This window comes from Spiroplasma endosymbiont of Polydrusus pterygomalis, assembly GCF_964030635.1.
Lineage (GTDB): Bacteria > Bacillota_I > Bacilli_A > Mycoplasmatales > Mycoplasmataceae > Spiroplasma.
Genome location: NZ_OZ034909.1, coordinates 665,085 through 682,443, shown reverse-complemented (window position 1 = coordinate 682,443; position 17,359 = coordinate 665,085). Strand labels below are relative to the sequence as shown.

The window sequence follows — 17,359 nt, the reverse complement described above, 5'->3', positions numbered from 1 at the left end:
AATAAAAAGGTTTACAAACTTTCATTTATTATATCTTTTTCTTTTTGGTTTGAATATCATTTATTTCATTTTTTAACATCATTAATATATTCATTATGAGATTTATAATTTTTATTATGGATTGTTCCTTTTTTAAGTAATGAATGAAAACTTTCAATAATAATGTTGTCTGCACAATGATAATTTTTACCCATTGAAATTATAATTTTGTTATCTAAACATTTACTATTATAATCTTTAGATGTATATTGATATCCGTGATCTGAATGAATTATTGTTTTATTTAGCTCTTTTTTTATTTTTTTAATTTTATTAATTGCAGCATTTAAATTATCAATTACAAGTTTGTTATTATTAAATTTTGATCATTTTACATCAATAATTTCTTTAGTATATCCATCAATTATTGTTGATTGATAATGTTTTTTACCATTTCAAATTAAATAAGTTACATCAGTAAATAAAATTGAAAATATTTCTTTAATATCATTAAAATTACGATTTACTAAATCAGGATATTTAATGATATTTTTATTTCTATTTTGTTTTATTAATATTTTTCTACGCATACGCTTTACATATTCAGCTTGAATATTATTTTCTTTCATAATTCGTAATACTTTCTTAGCATTATAAACAATGCCATAATCTTCTTTTAAATATTTGGTAATTCGACGATAACCAAATTGTTTTAAATTTTCTTCATAGACTTTTACAATATTCTTTAATGGTTCACTATCCTTACCATTACTTGAATAATTTTTATATTTATCTCAATAACTACGCTTTAAATCTGTTATATCAAGTAATAAATTTAGTGGATATTTATTAATGTTTTCTTTGATAAAAAATACAATTTTTCTTTTATTTAATTGTAAAAGTCATGAAGCTTTTTTAATAATTCATACCTAACTTTGTAATAGTTTAAATCTCTTTTTTCAAATGATTCTTTTGGACCTTTATTGGTGTTTAAAATCCCTTTCTTAAAATTTTCATACCATGAAGCAACAGTTTTTTTATTAATTGCATATTTTTTTGCAATAAAACTTATACTATTATTTTTAATCTCTTGTCCTATCCTTTTTCGAAAATCTGCTGTATATTTATTAAATTTTTGTCCTTTTCTTGCCATATAAAAATGCACCTCCTTTAAAAGTTTAGCAAAGACTTTTTTTCTTTACTTACTTTTTTGGGTGCAGTCTATTATACTTCTTCCGATACATGATTATTTATGCTTAAAAAGCAATTAAAATTTTTAAAAATGCTTATTTTAAAGTTTAATTTAATTTTTTTAATTTGTAATTTTTTTATTTTTGTTAGTATCGCAAGAAGTCTATTGAAGGCCGGTGCTTAATTTTGTAATAATAATTCTTGCATAATAAATAATATGCTCCTTTCATTGTGTTATTCGTTTTTAACCCTCATTAGGGCGATTAATTGTCATAAAAAAATATAATTTTTATATTTTCGGTGCTAATAAGAGCTTAAAATTGCTTTATTTCAATAAATTATGTGCTTTTTTAATTTCTTCAACGCGTTTTTTATATTCGCGTTGTTTTTCTTTGTCTAAATTGACGAACCAGTTGCGTTTTCATTCATTGCGTAATTTAGTAAATTCGGCTTTTTTCTTTTCTAACGCCAGTTTGTTCGACAATAATTTATATTCTTTTTGTTTTTCTTTGGTTAAGTTCTCAAATCATCCACTTTTTCATTGTTTTTCTCACTGTTTTAATGCAATTCGACCAGTATTTTTCAATTCTTCATTTGGTTCATAATCAATGTTGGTATCAACATAACTCGCTCTTCGCATTATTTCACATCCTTTCTAATAAATAAAAAAATAGGCAGAATGAACTTTTGTCATTCTACCTATACACAAAATTATAAAAAATATTATAATTTAACCGCGAACTAACAAAAAATTCAGTTCAGATAAATTATAGTAACCCTCATTAAATGGTTTAGTTGATCGTTTAATAAGTGTATAGAAGAATGATGCTTTAAGTCATTTTTATTTGTTTTATTTAGTTTAGTTCATTATAACATTAATGCTACAATAAATTTATTTATTCGCCCTCTTTCTTTAACAAAGATTGCGTTGCCAAAGTTGGGGAAAATAAAAAAGAAAGTTTTCAGTATAATTAAGTTTGAAAAAAATTAGAAAGAAAACTATCCTATGAATATTATAACTAGAATCCAAGAGTTTTTAAACGAAAATAATAACTCTTTTATTGATTTAATTAATGAAATTAGCCCCAATATCCCTATTACAGCACTATAAGACTGCACCCAAAAAAGTAAGTAAAGAAAAAAAGTCTTTGCTAAACTTTTAAAGGAGGTGCATTTTTATATGGCAAGAAAAGGACAAAAATTTAATAAATATACAGCAGATTTTCGAAAAAGGATAGGACAAGAGGTTAAAAATAATAGTATAAGTTTTATTGCAAAAAAATATGCAATTAATAAAAAAACTGTTGCTTCATGGTATGAAAATTTTAAGAAAGGGATTTTAAACACCAATAAAGGTCCAAAAGAATCATTTGAAAAAAGAGATTTAAACTATTACAAAGTTAGGTATGAATTATTAAAAAAGCATCATGACTTTTACAATTAAATAAAAGAAAAATTGTATTTTTTATCAAAGAAAACCTTAATAAATATCCACTAAATTTATTACTTGATATAACAAATTTAAAGCGTAGTTATTGAGATAAATATAAAAATTATTCAAGTAATGGTAAGGATAGTGAACCATTAAAGAATATTGTAAAAGTCTATGAAGAAAATTTAAAACAATTTGGTTATCGTCGAATTACCAAATATTTAAAAGAAGATTATGGCATTGTTTATAATGCTAAGAAAGTATTACGAATTATGAAAGAAAATAATATTCAAGCTGAATATGTAAAGCGTATGCGTAGAAAAATATTAATAAAACAAAATAGAAATAAAAATATCATTAAATATCCTGATTTAGTAAATCGTAATTTTAATGATATTAAAGAAAGATTTTCAATTTTATTTACTGATGTAACTTATTTAATTTGAAATGGTAAAAAACATTATCAATCAACAATAATTGATGGATATACTAAAGAAATTATTGATGTAAAATGATCAAAATTTAATAATAACAAACTTGTAATTGATAATTTAAATGCTGCAATTAATAAAATTAAAAAAATAAAAAAAGAGCTAAATAAAACAATAATTCATTCAGATCACGGATATCAATATACATCTAAAGATTATAATAGTAAATGTTTAGATAACAAAATTATAATTTCAATGGGTAAAAATTATCATTGTGCAGACAACATTATTATTGAAAGTTTTCATTCATTACTTAAAAAAGGAACAATCCATAATAAAAATTATAAATCTCATAATGAATATATTAATGATGTTAAAAAATGAAATAAATGATATTCAAACCAAAAAGAAAAATATATAATAAATGAAAGTTTGTAAACCTTTTTATTAACACTTACTAAACAGGGTGCAGTCTATTACTAAATCAGGATATTTAATTATATTTTTATTTCTATTTTGTTTTATTAATATTTTTCTACGCATACGCTTTACATATTCAGCTTGAATATTATTTTCTTTCATAATTCGTAATACTTTCTTAGCATTATAAACAATGCCATAATCTTCTTTTAAATATTTGGTAATTCGACGATAACCAAATTGTTTTAAATTTTCTTCATAGACTTTTACAATATTCTTTAATGGTTCACTATCCTTACCATTACTTGAATAATTTTTATATTTATCTCAATAACTACGCTTTAAATCTGTTATATCAAGTAATAAATTTAGTGGATATTTATTAATGTTTTCTTTGATAAAAAATACAATTTTTCTTTTATTTAATTGTAAAAGTCATGAAGCTTTTTTAATAATTCATACCTAACTTTGTAATAGTTTAAATCTCTTTTTTCAAATGATTCTTTTGGACCTTTATTGGTGTTTAAAATCCCTTTCTTAAAATTTTCATACCATGAAGCAACAGTTTTTTTATTAATTGCATATTTTTTTGCAATAAAACTTATACTATTATTTTTAATCTCTTGTCCTATCCTTTTTCGAAAATCTGCTGTATATTTATTAAATTTTTGTCCTTTTCTTGCCATATAAAAATGCACCTCCTTTAAAAGTTTAGCAAAGACTTTTTTTTCTTTACTTACTTTTTTGGGTGCAGTCTTGCTTTACACATTTTCTCCATTTAATAATTTTTTCAAATAATCGCCAACTCCGCCTTCATCATTTGTTAAATGCGTAATTCCGCGCGCATTGGTTTTTAAATTATCATTTCCATTTTTCATTGCTATTCCATAGCCAACATTTTGTAATAGTTCTAAATCATTCATTTCATCGCCAAAGGCGATAACATCACGAATGTCAAAATTATAGTATTGTGCTAGAATATTAGCGGCAAATCCTTTTGAAACAAGTTTATTGGTAATATTAATCATTGTTTGGGTTTGACCACTACTATAGTGGCCAATGTTAACCTTTACAGAGTTTTTGAAATTTTCAAATATTCGTAATATTTGATCTTTTTCATTAGCATTATTTAAGTATAATGCCATATTACTAGCGGGACCTTTTCAAGCATTATAAGGATTAGCGACAAAATATTCATCATCAGCAACATCATCAAGATGAAAGTAATTTTCAATTGCTTCATTTTTTTTTCAACAAATTGCCTTATCATAATGTTCAATTAAAACATTTGCAACAATATTTTTAACATCGGTATGGTTGATAATACTCATAATAACATCATAAGAAATTGAGAAAACTAATCGTTTAAATTCTCGCTTTAATGGATCGTGAATATGGCCACCATCAAAGTTAGTTAATAAAGTGTCTAACCCTAATTCGCGATAAAAGCGAATGCTTGCCCGGTGCGGACGGCCAGTTGTAATACATATTTTGTGTCCGGCATGAACAGCTTGTTTGATAGCTTCATGTGTTTTTGGATGGATTGTTTTGCCATCATTCATTAACGTTGTTCCATCTAAATCAATTAGAATTAAACGTTTTTTATTTAAGTGTTGTAATTTCATGGGGCTCCTTTCTAAAAAAGCTATGTTTCTTATCCCTGTATATCTTATTATTATATCTAATATTTTTATTTTTATATTATTTTCTGCTTTTAATTTTGTCGAAAAATCTTGATAAAGTCAAAAAAATCATCAATATGACAATTTGAAAACGAATTTGATGGAAGATTATTATTGTTCTTTAACTTTTTTAGATGTTAAAATATAATACCGTTGCTTGTTGGTTTGGTGTTAAACCTTTGTGTTGGTATTTTCATTTTCAGAGATTTAAATAATTTTGAATGTTAGTAAAACCTAAACCATGATAATGAATTAAGGCTTCTTTAAGACTTGCTTGTAATTTACTAATTTTATTTAATTTTCGATAACTGGCATCAGGATTTGTTCTAGTTTTAGTGGCATATAAAGTCGAACTTGTTTGTTTTGCTACTAATAAATATAATGGTTGCATATCAGAAATAATAATGGAATTTTTGTTAATTAATTTTGTATTCATATTTTTAATAATTCACTGTTTTTGTAATCGTTTGGTATTAGTGGATTGAACAAAAATATTATTATTAGTATCAACCGCCATTTGAATACAACATTTAGTGTTAGTGGAAAATGGATCAAGATGAGTTTTTCGTTTATCAAATTTATCTTTAAAATTACCTTTATGGATTTCTTTAATAAATGTTTCATCAATTTGTATTTGGCCATTTAATTTTTTAAATTTTAATTGAGTATTTTCTAATTGTTTTGATTGCATTAATTTTTGACGATTATATCAAGCTGTTTTGGGTGTTGTTTTAATAAAACGGGAAATTACTTTACTAGATTGTCCTAGCAATGAAATTTGAATTAATAAATTTCATTGTTCATAATTTAAATGACTTCAATAAGTAAAATGATGACGAAAAGGATCAAAACTAGCCCGACATTTTTTGCATAAATATTTTTGTTTTCCTTCGGGATTATGGCCATTTTTAACACAATGATAAGATTTGCAATTAGGACATTTAATACCTTTATCTCTAAATTTTTGATCAATTTCATTTAAGCGTTTTTGTTTTTTGATTAATTCTGCTTCTTTTTTAACTTTTTCATAAAATTCTAAAAATTGATCATTTGTTAAACTATTTATTAATTCTGCAAGTATTTTTTCCATCAATTATTTACCTCTCTTTATATTAAAAATATACCTAATTTTAGATATATTTTATAAATAGGCATCGTGTACGATGAACCTCCAAAAAACAACTCTTGTTAAATAAAAAGGGTTGTTTTTTTATTTGTAAACCCATAATTATTAATTAATTCAGAGAAAGGGCAGCATCTTAAATTCTTAAAATAGAAACTTTTTATCACAACTTTAAGTTAAGAAAAAAAGTTGTATTACACATTTATTAAATATCTTAGAAATCTTTACAAAGTGTACCTGTTTTTTTCTCCTAATTTAAGGTGTTGTCCTTTCTCTGTTTTAGTTAATTAATTTGGCTAATAAATAAAAAAACTTAATATCAAAGAAAGGAGTAAGTAATGGAAATTAATACGCAACAAACAATCTGTGATGTTGATAATTGCTATAAATCAATATCATTCATTACCGAAGAATTTTTATCAAATAAAGTTTTATGAACTTGTGATAAACACAAAGATTTATTAAATCGTACAAAAGATAAAAAACAAAAGCGGTTTTATAAAAAATTAGAAAATTCAAAAATTATCTTTGATTGAGAAACTGGTTATTTTAAATTTTGATTTTATAAAACAACTTAATGCAGTGTGGGACGGTTATTTTAAATAACTAAGTGCTTCCATAAGAACATGAGTTTAAGCTCATTCCCACAGCCAGCCGAGGCAAGTACTGAAATAGTGTATGAGGAAATATGTAAATCGGCGCTGGTTTATTAGAACTAAGCGATAATCGTGATAAGTGCAAGGTCAACATCGAACGACAATAAAAATAGAGATGGCCACTTTATAAATAAATTTGCGATAGATATTGTCCCATCGAGGATGGCAGCGGTTCTACAAACCACAACGCCAGCACTTGGCTCTTCAAGGTGCAAGTGAATTTATTTTAAAAACTGAACGCTTTGACCTGAAATGGTGCGGATGAAGAGAGAGAATTCTCTGGCTTTACCTCATAAAAACAACTGTCTATTATCTAATAATAAACAAATATTAAATATATTATCGCCACCGCTCACCCCCAGTGAAGCGGATGGCGTAGTAAATAAATAGATAAATACTTATATAAGTAATTATCGCTTTGGCACTTTCACTTGGGAGTGAGTGCCAGCGAATTAAAAATAGGAGGAAATATAATGACAGAATATAAAAGTTTGTATGCCAAATTGTAAAGTTAAATGCAACTAAATTATTTTTCTAACCAAATATTCGATTGGAGAAAGATAATTTAGTATTTTTCTTGGTCTTTGGTTTAAAGACAATATAAATTTATGAACTGCATTTTTAGTAGTATTTGAAAAATTAAATTTTTTAGGAAATTTTTCTCTAATTAAACCATTAGTATTTTCATTAGTACCTCTTTGTCAGGGTGAATATGCATTAGCAAAATAAATTTTCACATTTAAATTTTTTTCAAGTTGTTGTCAATTAGCAAATTCTTTACCACGATCAAATGTTATAGTCTTAACAAGATTATTTGGAAGAATTGATAAATAATGGCTAATATTTTCGTTAATAACTTTAGTAGTTCTATTTTCAACTAATATTGCTAAAGTAAATCTTGATGTTCTTTCAACTAAAGTTATTAAACATGATTTACTTTTACCTCGTGATGATACTACGGTATCACCTTCTCAATGACCAAGAGTTACGCGATTATTAACATTAGCGTTTCGTTCTTTAATTGATTTACCATTAAATTTACCCCGATTTTATTGATATTTTCGTTTCTTACCTTTTCTTCTTAAATTTTTATTAGTAACTTTTTCAAGTAATCCAGAATAAATTCAATTGTAAATTGTTTTAAAACTAATAATTCATTCTTTATGAAAATTTTTAATTCTGCCATAAATTTGTTCGGGTGATCAACCTAATAATAATTTTTGTTGTACATATTTTACTAATTCTCTATTTTTAAACTTATGAAAATAAATATGTGATTGTTTTCTATTTTCTGCTTTATTTTTTGCAATTAATGAAAAATAATGATTATTATCTTTATTTCTATTAACTTCTCGAATAATAGTACTAATACTTCGATTAAGATTTTTAGCTATTTCACTAATTTTTATTTTAAACTTCAATTGATTCTCAATATAAATTCTTTCATCTATGCCAAGATGTTTATATCCCATATAAAAACTCCTTGCTTTATTTTTTCTAAAATAAACTTAGCATCATAAAATTTTTATATGAGATTTTTTGCAATTTTATTTACTTGCACTTACAAGTATAATTCAGCGTATATTAATAAAACTTGAAATGAAATAACAACATTATTTGATTGAGTGAATTGTCAACCTGTTAATTGTCGTATTTCTCATCATAAAAATCATTATGATTTACAGTGTTTAGAATGAGCAAAAATGTACTTAAATTTATTTGAAGATAAATGAGATGTTATTGCTTCTTATATGCAACATTACAAAATTAACGATATTTTAGATTTAGCAACAGATGGTTGAAAAATATTACAAATTGATAAAAAAATCAATCAAATAATTTAGGAGGTTTACATGAAAAAGTTAAATAAAATTTGTCTTAAACAAAGATATTGAGGTTTTTGTTTTCATAAAGAATGCAATAAAGAAAATAAATTGAATGAATTAATGCTTAAAAGTTATTCAGTATCGCAAGAAGATATTACGGATGAACATTGAGAATTAAACAATAAAAATAATTAGGAGGAATAAGAAAATGTCATATTGTATTAGTGATTACTTAAATGAAAAATGAATTAATAATAACGCATTAAAAATTAGTAATAAAGATATTATTTATGCACAAATTGATAGTGACTATGATATGAGTTGAGAATTAAATTTATATCTTAAATTTGGTAATGAAGAACGACATGTAGGTAATATTTCATTGCCAAAAGATTTTGATTTAAATTTAAAATGATATGAAATTGATGAGGTTAAAGGTTTAATAGATGATTATTTAGAAGATGAAGAAGCAGACTACGAAGTGATAAATTATGAATAATATGTGAAAAGATGAAAGTGGTTATGTTTATAGCGAAGAAGATTTATTTAATATCGCATTAGAAGAATGTTGTTCAGAAGAAAGTGCCTATGAATATATTGATAATTTAATTATGGATATGAATTTGGAGGAAATTTAATTATGGCAGATTTAAAGTTAAATAATCAAATTAAAAATATTACCTATCCATTTTATTTAAAAGGTAATGATTTTAAAGAATTAAGTTTAAAAGCATTACCGATTAAAAATTGAATTGATAATCACGGTAAAGAATTAACAGATTTTATCTATCGTCATCTTAATCATTATGCATTAAATGGTTATCAAGATATACATTTAAAAGATATACCCAGTGCTATTAGTAAAATTGATTTTGTTTTTAGAGAACCATTAGAATTAATAAAATATTTTAAAGATGAATTAAATCGAATTAGAGTTAATATTATTAATTTAGAAAAAGTACTTCAAAATAATAAAATTGAAATTAAAAATAGCCTAATACAAGTTCAATACTTAAAACAACAACAGTTTATTCAAACTAAAAAACAAGAACAAGAAAATAGGGTTGAATATGCTAATAACTTAACGCCTGATATGGGGTTAGACATGGACCAAATTGAAGATGAACAAGTTCGTGTTATGGAAGATGTAGCAAAAATAGAACAAGATTTAGAAAAAACTACTAGTAAATTTCGGAAAGAAAAAATATTAATTAAATATATTGATATTTTGGGTGTTAATGATGATTTTTTACAAAATGCTGATAAATTAGAACTTATTAATTTAATTAAAAATTATTTAATTGTTGATGAACAAATTGTTAAAAACGAAATTAAAAAACAATGAGATAGTAATAAAAATATTAATACTATTGGTGTTAATGGAATTAAATTCAAAATAAATAAAGGAGAGAAATAATTATGAATAATCAAATGGGAATAAAAGAATTAGTAGCAACAGCAGTTAAAGCATATGAATTAAATGTTAATGCTAAATATTTACAAGAAAATTTAATTGCTTTACAAGAACTAAAATTAAAAAATAATCAAAGTTATATTAATTTAGTGGGTAATGCTGATAATGGAAAAATTACAGCCTTAGGAATTATTAATTTAAGTAATAAAGGTTTAATATTCGGAAAAGATTTTAATATTATTCCATTCAAAAATAAATTAACAACTATTATTGATAGTAGTGTGTTTCAAAAAAGAATGGAACAAGAAAATTGAATTTTAAAACGAGGAATTATTTATAAAAGTGAAAAATTTGTATGAGATACTGATTTACAAAAACCAAAATTACATGAAATAGATTTTATGACAAATACCAGTCAATATGAAAATATTATTGGTGCTTATGCTTTTGGAATTAATCGTTTAACTGGTGAAACAAAAGGAATTTTATTAATAAAATCCGATATTGACCGTTTAAAAAATAGTAGTCCAAGTGGAAATGGTGAATATTCGCCTTTAAATAAATGACCAAAAGAAATGGTTGAAGCAAAATTATATCGTAAATTAGCCCAAGAATTAGGTGTAGATATTACTGACATTGATTTAGATGAAAAAGAAATTAAAGAAGATGGTAATTTTGATTATATACCTTTTAATGATATTACTGTCGCCAAAAATAAGGGGCAGATGAGCGATGAACCATTATCAAATAATATAAATACCCCATCTTATAAAGAAATAGCGGACACAAACGATAATGTAGTTAAAGAAGAAGATATTTCTAATGTAGTACCAACAGTTAATAATAATGATGAAGAATGAGCAAGATGGGAATAAAAATAGGTATTGACCCATCAAACTGGTACTACGGCTATTGTTGCTTTTAAAGATAATATGTTATTAGATAAACAAGAATTTATAAACAAAGATTGAAAAGAACACTCTAAATTTATTATAAATTATTTGAAAAATGAAAAACCATTTGAGGAAATATTATCAAATAATAATAAACTAAAATATTTAATTTTTATAGAAAATTGTTTATATACAAATGCCAATGGCTCAAAAGATAGAGATAATTTATTAAGACTATTGGGTTCATTAGAAACACAAGGATATATTGCTACTGTTTCACCAAAACATACTAAATCAATTGTTAAAAATATGGAAAATTTAAGTAAATATAATGATAGTTGTATATGAGAATTTGATAAAGATAGTAATTTAATTTATCAATATGGTAAAGGTTGAAAATATAATAATGAGAAAATAAGTAATCATTTACGAGATGCAATTATTATTGCTAATTATGAGGTTTAATATTATGAAAAAATCATATAATCAAAAAACAGGAAAATATTATTCTTGTAAAATTCGAAATGTTAATATTTACTTAAATGAAAATGAAGAAAAAGTTTGAAATAAATTATCTAACTTTGATACTTATTCACAACGAATAGAATATCTTATTAATTTTTATATAAGTCACAACAAAGAAAAATAAAAAATAACCTTAATTGGTTATTTTTTTAAATACTATTTGTTAGTTGTCTAATAGCATCTTTTTGTGCTTGTTTTTTGTCGTTTACTTTAACTTGTTTTTTAACATTTTTAATTTGACCTGTTTTTAGGGCTAATTCTGTTGCATAATCAGGTCCTCGTAAATGTTTTTCGTGGGCAATAACAGCCGTTCTTAATTCTCTAATTTCTGCTTTATATTTTTTAATTTTTTTAGCAGATAATCCAAGAATACCAAGACTACCCATTCCACCAGCACCAGCTAACACAAGTAAAGCAATCATTAATGTTTCATTCATGTTTTTTTGCTTCCTTTCTTATCCTTACTCAAACAGTGGCCATCCATTCTTTCAGAACAAAATAATTTATAAATTAAGCTATATAACCACCCAAAATATCTACCACCCCTATATATAGTCTATTTTAATAAAATTTAATTATTAGTTTCATAATTATTATTTATATTTAATTTTTTGTTATTTTCTTCTTGTTTTTGTTTTTTAATATTTTCGTTTTGTATATTTTTAAATATTTCTTCTGTTATACCATCTAAATTATTTCATTGTTTTGCTATTCTTGGTTGAATAACACGCGGATTAATCCGACAATCTAAACAATGTCTTAAATGGTCTTTTTTTCATTTTGATTTATCAATTCCAATAATAATTAAAGAAATAATTAAAGTAATCAAAGGCAAGATTGTAAATAATAATCCCATTTTAGAAACTTTTAATCGTGGGATATCAATTTTCATATCTACTTTGGGTTTACTACTAACAACAAATATGCCTTGAATCCCATGTGTAAATAAAGGTGTTAATAAAATGGCAATACCATTTCCTCAATATTGACCATAATTGTATCAATTAATTTGATCCTTAATACCATTAATCATCCCGTATTCCAATCAAAAATTTAATGTTAAAAATATTAAAGTATAAAAACTAACTACTCAACTCCTAATTTTATACTTTCTTTCTCATTCTCTAATATCTTTATGAGTTCAATTATAAGTCGGAATAGGGTCTTTTTTAAATAAATTTCAAGGTAATGCGCCCTTTAATCAAGTTGTTTTATCTTGCTTCACTAATTAAATTCCTTTCTAACTTACTTTTTTTCTTTCAATGTGTAAACCAGTAATTGTTCCATCTGTCCCACCAGTACGTATAGCAATAATTCCATCATCTTCTAATTCTACACGATGATAAAAAATGTCTTCTAATTCAAATGATCCAACAGTTATTTTTCCCTTAAAATTTTTGTATGTTGATAAATAATAATTATTTTGATTACTTGTTTTAATTCAAATATTGTATTTATAATTTTCTTTATCTCAATTTTGTATTTCATAATCAAACCTTGTATTATCTAAATCACTAGTGTCAACAATTTCTCAATCATTTATATTAATTTTAATATATTCGTTATAATCAATTTTAGAAAAATCATTAATAGTTGGATAAGTTATACTTATTGAATTATCAGTTTGTACTCGTTCTTTTAAATAAAATAATAAACTGTCATAAAATGTTTTTTTCGTAATATATTTATATTCTTCTTCTCAAGGATGAACATAATTCCTTAAATGATAATTATATGGTCTCGTAACTGTTTTACTAGATATAATATCAATTATTTCACCAGCTAATTTTAAAGCATTTTTAAAGTCACGAGTAATATTTTCATTTGCTTCGGGGTCATTAGTTTGTGAATAAGCAACTCCACCTTGTGAAAAAGATGCACTACCAGTTAAATCATTAACACCTTTTGGTAAATATCAATTCATAACTGCTAATAAACAAGCAGATTGAATATAACTTAATCATTTATCATATTCAATTAAACCTGTATTATCTTTTTTTACTCATGGAAATAAATCTTTTTTATTAATCTTATCTGAAATTGTGCCACCTGATAATCTATCCATTCATAAACTAGTTTTTAAGATAGCATTATAAATTAAATTATCATTATAAGCAGATTGCTTACGATCATTAATAGGTTGTCAAAGTTTACTTTTTTTAACATCTTCAACTGTTATAAATAACAAATTATTTAAATTATTTTCCATATAATACACCCCTTAATTGATTACGATATTTATTTCTTAAATTAGATGGTTTATAACTATTAACTTTTCTTTGTACTTTTTTAATTTTTCAAATAGTTTGATTAGTTTTATAAAACATACTTTTAACTGGTGTTTTATATAAATTCTTAATATTTTTAACATCACTTTTTCGCTCTCGATACCATTTTTTATTATTAATTTCACCATCAAAATTGAAATTAAAGTGTCCAATCTTTAAATTATTAATAAACCTTTTAATTTGTTGTAATTTTTGAATATGTGGTAATGTTAATTTGATATTTCCTTTTGGATATTTTTCTTTTAATTCTTGTGGTAATCGTTTTTTAATATAATCTCTTAAATGAATAGGTAATCATTTTATTAATCAATAACGCCAAAATAAAGTTCCTGCATTAGACACAGCATTACTTAATAATTTTCAAATTTCAACCGGAACACCAGGATAAACATATGGACCATAAAACTTCGGGTGTTTTGCTGTTTTTGTATATATTAAAATAGTTAAATTACCTGTTAAAGTTAACTTATTTGTTATATTAAACATACCACTATTAAGCCAACTACTATTTAAAGGTTGTCAATTAGTGTTTAGATAATTTTCTTTTTTAAATTGTTCTTTATTTTTAATATTGTTATCTTTTTCTAATTTACTTAATATTTGTTGAATTTCTTTTTGATGACCTTTTTTAATTAAATTTAAATAAGTATAAGGATTTAATCATTGATAAATATCTTCAACTTTATTTGTAATCTTTTGAAAAGGATTAGCATAATATGACGCAAATTTATTAACTTTATTAATTAAATTAACAAACTTATTTATTAAAGGTTTATTTCCTAAATTTTCTGTTAATAAAGTTAAAATTCGTAATATTAATAAATTCATTGTTTATTAAGAATTTTTAATTACTACTTCAATTGACTTTGTTTTACCAGTTGCTTTGTTTTTACCTTCAATTAAAACTTCAACAATTTTATCATTTGTAATATCAATTGGTCAGTCTTCACCTTTAGGATTAATAGAATAATCAAAATCATTTTCAGTTAAAGAACTATCTACTGTTTTAACTGCTTTTAAAACAACATCTTGCAATTTTGGTTTTAATCATCCATCATTAACATCTTTGGGATCTGGTAAATTAATTATTGGTTTATCTAATTTATTTATTTTACTAATATCTATTTTAGCAACATCTGGTGTTAAAATTACATTAGATTTTGTTGTATTTATTGGTGTAGAAATTTCATAATCAACCGGCACTCTAAATGTTTTATTTAAATTACTTTTAGCAGTATCAATTTCTTCTTGTGTTGGTTGTTTTTCTAAAATAATCTTACATGTTTTTGGATATAAAATAGTTGGTGTTGCATATTGCACTTTACCAATTCATTTAGGATTAGCAGTATCATTATCTAAAACTTGTTAAATAGTATCCATATTAATTGGATATGCTCATACTTGTTTATTAATAAGTAAACCATTTACATTAGTAAAATTATAACCTTTATCTCGGTTAACTTGTCCTTTTGTATATGTTTTTTCTAAATGAAAACTTTTTGATACCGGAATACCCATTGCGGTATTTTCATATAATTCACCATTAACCATTGCTTTTAATTGAGCTTGTGAACCAATTACTTTTAAATAAGCGGGTGTTAATCCTAAATAGGCTCTTCGACCTAAAACCATAAACATTTTATCGGTTGGGAAACCAAAATATAAATTACTAATTTGATTAGTTAATTCAATCAAAGTTTCATTTAATGTAAAGAATGCTTTATTTGCTTCATCGGCACTATCGGCTGTATAACTACGAAATGGAATTACTTCATATTGACCATCTGCTAAACAATAATCATAAATAGCTTGAATTAATTCACATTCTAAGTTAACAAATTTATTCTGGACAACACTAGCAATAGCATCAGCAATAACACCATTTTTAATATTTTGTTCTATCATTGCTAAGTCAAATGCTTCATTCATTAATTTTAAATTAAATCTTTTATCAATCGGAACTGGAATTCTTGTTAATACCATAGTTTGGGTTATTCCACCATTTGGTAATCCATAATCATCTTGTCATACCACACGATGAGTTAAATTATATAATGCTTGTCCTGCATTAGGTAATCAAGCAACTTGTTCGGCTGTTGCTGTTGCATATTGCATAATACTTGCATGCTCATTCATTAATGGTCATCTTAGCATAGCGTTAACCATATAAACATATGCTTTTTGTCCTGTTGTATTACCTTGTAATGTAAAAGGTACTTGTGGCAAGTTAATTGTTGCCATAATATTTCACTCCCTTATTATCTAAGGTTTTTAAGTGTATAATCAGTTAATTTCTTAATATCTTCAGGAGTATATTAGACTGCACCCCGTTTAGTAAGTATTAATAAAAAGGTTTACAAACTTTCATTTATTATATCTTTTTCTTTTTGGTTTGAATATCATTTATTTCATTTTTTAACATCATTAATATATTCATTATGAGATTTATAATTTTTATTATGGATTGTTCCTTTTTTAAGTAATGAATGAAAACTTTCAATAATAATGTTGTCTGCACAATGATAATTTTTACCCATTGAAATTATAATTTTGTTATCTAAACATTTACTATTATAATCTTTAGATGTATATTGATATCCGTGATCTGAATGAATTATTGTTTTATTTAGCTCTTTTTTTATTTTTTTAATTTTATTAATTGCAGCATTTAAATTATCAATTACAAGTTTGTTATTATTAAATTTTGATCATTTTACATCAATAATTTCTTTAGTATATCCATCAAGTATTGTTGATTGATAATGTTTTTTACCATTTCAAATTAAATAAGTTACATCAGTAAATAAAATTGAAAATCTTTCTTTAATATCATTAAAATTACGATTTACTAAATCAGGATATTTAATTATATTTTTATTTCTATTTTGTTTTATTAATATTTTTCTACGCATACGCTTTACATATTCAGCTTGAATATTATTTTCTTTCATAATTCGTAATACTTTCTTAGCATTATAAACAATGCCATAATCTTCTTTTAAATATTTGGTAATTCGACGATAACCAAATTGTTTCAAATTTTCTTCATAGACTTTTACAATATTCTTTAATGATTCGCTATCCTTACCATTACTTGAATAATTTTTATATTTATCTCAATAACTACGCTTTAAATTTGTTACATCAAGTAATAAATTTAGTGGATATTTATTAAGGTTTTCTTTGATAAAAAATACAATTTTTCTTTTATTTAATTGTAAAAGTCATGAAGCTTTTTTAGTAATTCATACCTAACTTTGTAATAGTTTAAATCTCTTTTTTCAAATGATTCTTTTGGACCTTTATTGGTGTTTAAAATTCCTTTCTTAAAATTTTCATACCATGAAGCAACAGTTTTTTTATTAATTGCATATTTTTTTGCAATAAAACTTATACTATTATTTTTAACCTCTTGTCCTATCCTTTTTCGAAAATCTGCTGTATATTTATTAAATTTTTGTCCTTTTCTTGCCATATAAAAATGCACCTCCTTTAAAGT

The 17,359-nt window shown here is 24.1% G+C and carries 28 protein-coding genes and 1 pseudogene; 12 read left to right on the top strand and 17 right to left on the bottom strand.

Annotation, left to right across the window (positions count from 1 at the left end; translation table 4 throughout):
- Window positions 1-11: 11 nt before the first annotated feature.
- The 3 genes from ACQH23_RS04455 to ACQH23_RS04445 all read right to left on the bottom strand — a co-directional run bounded on the left by ACQH23_RS04455 (window position 12) and on the right by ACQH23_RS04445 (window position 1,810).
- A complete protein-coding gene (locus ACQH23_RS04455; protein ID WP_425379069.1) occupies window positions 12-608 on the bottom strand; it encodes a DDE-type integrase/transposase/recombinase in 597 nt (198 codons plus the stop codon).
- Window positions 609-868: 260 nt separating this feature from the next.
- Window positions 869-1,132, bottom strand: a complete 264-nt coding sequence (locus ACQH23_RS04450) for a hypothetical protein (RefSeq protein WP_425378526.1) — start codon at window positions 1,130-1,132, stop codon at window positions 869-871.
- A gap of 363 nt (window positions 1,133-1,495) precedes the next feature.
- Window positions 1,496-1,810, bottom strand: coding sequence for a hypothetical protein (locus ACQH23_RS04445; RefSeq protein WP_425379068.1), 315 nt, complete (start codon window positions 1,808-1,810; stop codon window positions 1,496-1,498).
- A 540-nt stretch (window positions 1,811-2,350) separates the two neighbouring features.
- Here ACQH23_RS04445 and ACQH23_RS04440 point away from each other — a divergent pair.
- The 3 genes and pseudogenes from ACQH23_RS04440 (at window position 2,351) to ACQH23_RS04430 (ending at window position 3,471) form a co-directional block, all read left to right on the top strand.
- A complete protein-coding gene (locus ACQH23_RS04440; protein WP_425379067.1) occupies window positions 2,351-2,614 on the top strand; it encodes a hypothetical protein in 264 nt (87 codons plus the stop codon).
- Window positions 2,581-2,853 (top strand): annotated as a pseudogene (locus tag ACQH23_RS04435) (hypothetical protein); the annotation flags it as partial. The gene ACQH23_RS04440 and the pseudogene ACQH23_RS04435, both read left to right, overlap by 34 nt.
- 21 nt (window positions 2,854-2,874) lie before the next feature.
- On the top strand, window positions 2,875-3,471 hold the full coding sequence (locus ACQH23_RS04430) for a DDE-type integrase/transposase/recombinase (protein WP_425377791.1): 597 nt from the start codon (window positions 2,875-2,877) through the stop codon (window positions 3,469-3,471).
- A 9-nt stretch (window positions 3,472-3,480) separates the two neighbouring features.
- Here the strand turns inward: ACQH23_RS04430 and ACQH23_RS04425 are convergent, their stop codons facing one another.
- The 4 genes from ACQH23_RS04425 to ACQH23_RS04410 all read right to left on the bottom strand — a co-directional run bounded on the left by ACQH23_RS04425 (window position 3,481) and on the right by ACQH23_RS04410 (window position 6,225).
- The gene (locus tag ACQH23_RS04425; protein WP_425379066.1) at window positions 3,481-3,615 is read right to left on the bottom strand and encodes a hypothetical protein; all 135 of its coding nucleotides are present in this window, start codon (window positions 3,613-3,615) and stop codon (window positions 3,481-3,483) included.
- A 260-nt stretch (window positions 3,616-3,875) separates the two neighbouring features.
- Complete coding sequence (locus tag ACQH23_RS04420; protein ID WP_425378526.1) at window positions 3,876-4,139, bottom strand: hypothetical protein; 264 nt, start codon at window positions 4,137-4,139, stop codon at window positions 3,876-3,878.
- Window positions 4,140-4,214: 75 nt separating this feature from the next.
- Window positions 4,215-5,078 (bottom strand): Cof-type HAD-IIB family hydrolase, encoded by an 864-nt coding sequence (locus ACQH23_RS04415; RefSeq protein ID WP_425379065.1) that lies wholly within the window; start codon window positions 5,076-5,078, stop codon window positions 4,215-4,217.
- Window positions 5,079-5,265: 187 nt separating this feature from the next.
- A complete protein-coding gene (locus ACQH23_RS04410) occupies window positions 5,266-6,225 on the bottom strand; it encodes a transposase (RefSeq protein ID WP_425379064.1) in 960 nt (319 codons plus the stop codon).
- A gap of 371 nt (window positions 6,226-6,596) precedes the next feature.
- Here ACQH23_RS04410 and ACQH23_RS04405 point away from each other — a divergent pair, with 371 nt between their 5' ends.
- Complete coding sequence (locus ACQH23_RS04405; RefSeq protein ID WP_425379063.1) at window positions 6,597-6,836, top strand: hypothetical protein; 240 nt, start codon at window positions 6,597-6,599, stop codon at window positions 6,834-6,836.
- Between the two features lie 599 nt (window positions 6,837-7,435).
- Here the strand turns inward: ACQH23_RS04405 and ACQH23_RS04400 are convergent.
- Window positions 7,436-7,936 (bottom strand): IS30 family transposase, encoded by a 501-nt coding sequence (locus ACQH23_RS04400; RefSeq protein ID WP_425379273.1) that lies wholly within the window; start codon window positions 7,934-7,936, stop codon window positions 7,436-7,438.
- Window positions 7,937-7,963: 27 nt separating this feature from the next.
- Window positions 7,964-8,386, bottom strand: coding sequence for a transposase (locus ACQH23_RS04395; RefSeq protein WP_425379062.1), 423 nt, complete (start codon window positions 8,384-8,386; stop codon window positions 7,964-7,966).
- Window positions 8,387-8,443: 57 nt separating this feature from the next.
- Here ACQH23_RS04395 and ACQH23_RS04390 point away from each other — a divergent pair, with 57 nt between their 5' ends.
- From ACQH23_RS04390 to ACQH23_RS04355, 8 genes are read left to right on the top strand one after another with little or no spacing between them, the layout of a single operon-like run.
- Window positions 8,444-8,758: a hypothetical protein gene (locus tag ACQH23_RS04390; protein ID WP_425379061.1), complete on the top strand. Its 315-nt coding sequence runs from the start codon at window positions 8,444-8,446 to the stop codon at window positions 8,756-8,758.
- 9 nt (window positions 8,759-8,767) lie between these two features.
- The gene (locus ACQH23_RS04385; protein WP_425379060.1) at window positions 8,768-8,935 is read left to right on the top strand and encodes a hypothetical protein; all 168 of its coding nucleotides are present in this window, start codon (window positions 8,768-8,770) and stop codon (window positions 8,933-8,935) included.
- Window positions 8,936-8,948: 13 nt separating this feature from the next.
- Window positions 8,949-9,239, top strand: a complete 291-nt coding sequence (locus ACQH23_RS04380) for a hypothetical protein (RefSeq protein ID WP_425377634.1) — start codon at window positions 8,949-8,951, stop codon at window positions 9,237-9,239.
- Complete coding sequence (locus ACQH23_RS04375) at window positions 9,232-9,378, top strand: hypothetical protein (RefSeq protein ID WP_425378112.1); 147 nt, start codon at window positions 9,232-9,234, stop codon at window positions 9,376-9,378. Before ACQH23_RS04380 ends, ACQH23_RS04375 begins: the two co-directional genes overlap by 8 nt.
- 2 nt (window positions 9,379-9,380) lie before the next feature.
- Window positions 9,381-10,157, top strand: a complete 777-nt coding sequence (locus ACQH23_RS04370) for a hypothetical protein (RefSeq protein WP_425379059.1) — start codon at window positions 9,381-9,383, stop codon at window positions 10,155-10,157.
- Between the two features lie 2 nt (window positions 10,158-10,159).
- Entirely contained in the window at window positions 10,160-11,029 is an 870-nt protein-coding gene (locus ACQH23_RS04365) for a hypothetical protein (RefSeq protein ID WP_425379058.1), read from the top strand.
- 9 nt (window positions 11,030-11,038) lie between these two features.
- The gene (locus ACQH23_RS04360) at window positions 11,039-11,512 is read left to right on the top strand and encodes a hypothetical protein (protein WP_425379057.1); all 474 of its coding nucleotides are present in this window, start codon (window positions 11,039-11,041) and stop codon (window positions 11,510-11,512) included.
- A gap of 4 nt (window positions 11,513-11,516) precedes the next feature.
- The gene (locus ACQH23_RS04355) at window positions 11,517-11,696 is read left to right on the top strand and encodes a hypothetical protein (protein WP_425377672.1); all 180 of its coding nucleotides are present in this window, start codon (window positions 11,517-11,519) and stop codon (window positions 11,694-11,696) included.
- A gap of 25 nt (window positions 11,697-11,721) precedes the next feature.
- Here the strand turns inward: ACQH23_RS04355 and ACQH23_RS04350 are convergent, their stop codons facing one another.
- The 8 genes from ACQH23_RS04350 to ACQH23_RS04315 all read right to left on the bottom strand — a co-directional run bounded on the left by ACQH23_RS04350 (window position 11,722) and on the right by ACQH23_RS04315 (window position 17,335).
- Window positions 11,722-12,009, bottom strand: a complete 288-nt coding sequence (locus ACQH23_RS04350) for a hypothetical protein (protein ID WP_040094354.1) — start codon at window positions 12,007-12,009, stop codon at window positions 11,722-11,724.
- A 134-nt stretch (window positions 12,010-12,143) separates the two neighbouring features.
- Window positions 12,144-12,797 carry a hypothetical protein gene (locus tag ACQH23_RS04345; RefSeq protein ID WP_425379056.1) on the bottom strand — a complete coding sequence of 218 codons (654 nt, stop codon included), beginning with the start codon at window positions 12,795-12,797 and terminating at the stop codon, window positions 12,144-12,146.
- A gap of 15 nt (window positions 12,798-12,812) precedes the next feature.
- The gene (locus tag ACQH23_RS04340; RefSeq protein WP_425379055.1) at window positions 12,813-13,781 is read right to left on the bottom strand and encodes a hypothetical protein; all 969 of its coding nucleotides are present in this window, start codon (window positions 13,779-13,781) and stop codon (window positions 12,813-12,815) included.
- The gene (locus ACQH23_RS04335) at window positions 13,771-14,688 is read right to left on the bottom strand and encodes a hypothetical protein (RefSeq protein WP_425379054.1); all 918 of its coding nucleotides are present in this window, start codon (window positions 14,686-14,688) and stop codon (window positions 13,771-13,773) included. The genes ACQH23_RS04340 and ACQH23_RS04335 overlap by 11 nt, the downstream gene beginning before the upstream one ends.
- A gap of 6 nt (window positions 14,689-14,694) precedes the next feature.
- Window positions 14,695-15,180 (bottom strand): hypothetical protein, encoded by a 486-nt coding sequence (locus ACQH23_RS04330; RefSeq protein WP_425379053.1) that lies wholly within the window; start codon window positions 15,178-15,180, stop codon window positions 14,695-14,697.
- A 45-nt stretch (window positions 15,181-15,225) separates the two neighbouring features.
- Window positions 15,226-16,101, bottom strand: a complete 876-nt coding sequence (locus ACQH23_RS04325) for a hypothetical protein (RefSeq protein ID WP_425379052.1) — start codon at window positions 16,099-16,101, stop codon at window positions 15,226-15,228.
- Between the two features lie 113 nt (window positions 16,102-16,214).
- The gene (locus ACQH23_RS04320; protein ID WP_425379051.1) at window positions 16,215-16,898 is read right to left on the bottom strand and encodes an IS3 family transposase; all 684 of its coding nucleotides are present in this window, start codon (window positions 16,896-16,898) and stop codon (window positions 16,215-16,217) included.
- 173 nt (window positions 16,899-17,071) lie between these two features.
- Window positions 17,072-17,335 carry a hypothetical protein gene (locus ACQH23_RS04315; protein WP_425377654.1) on the bottom strand — a complete coding sequence of 88 codons (264 nt, stop codon included), beginning with the start codon at window positions 17,333-17,335 and terminating at the stop codon, window positions 17,072-17,074.
- Between the last annotated feature and the right edge of the window lie 24 nt (window positions 17,336-17,359).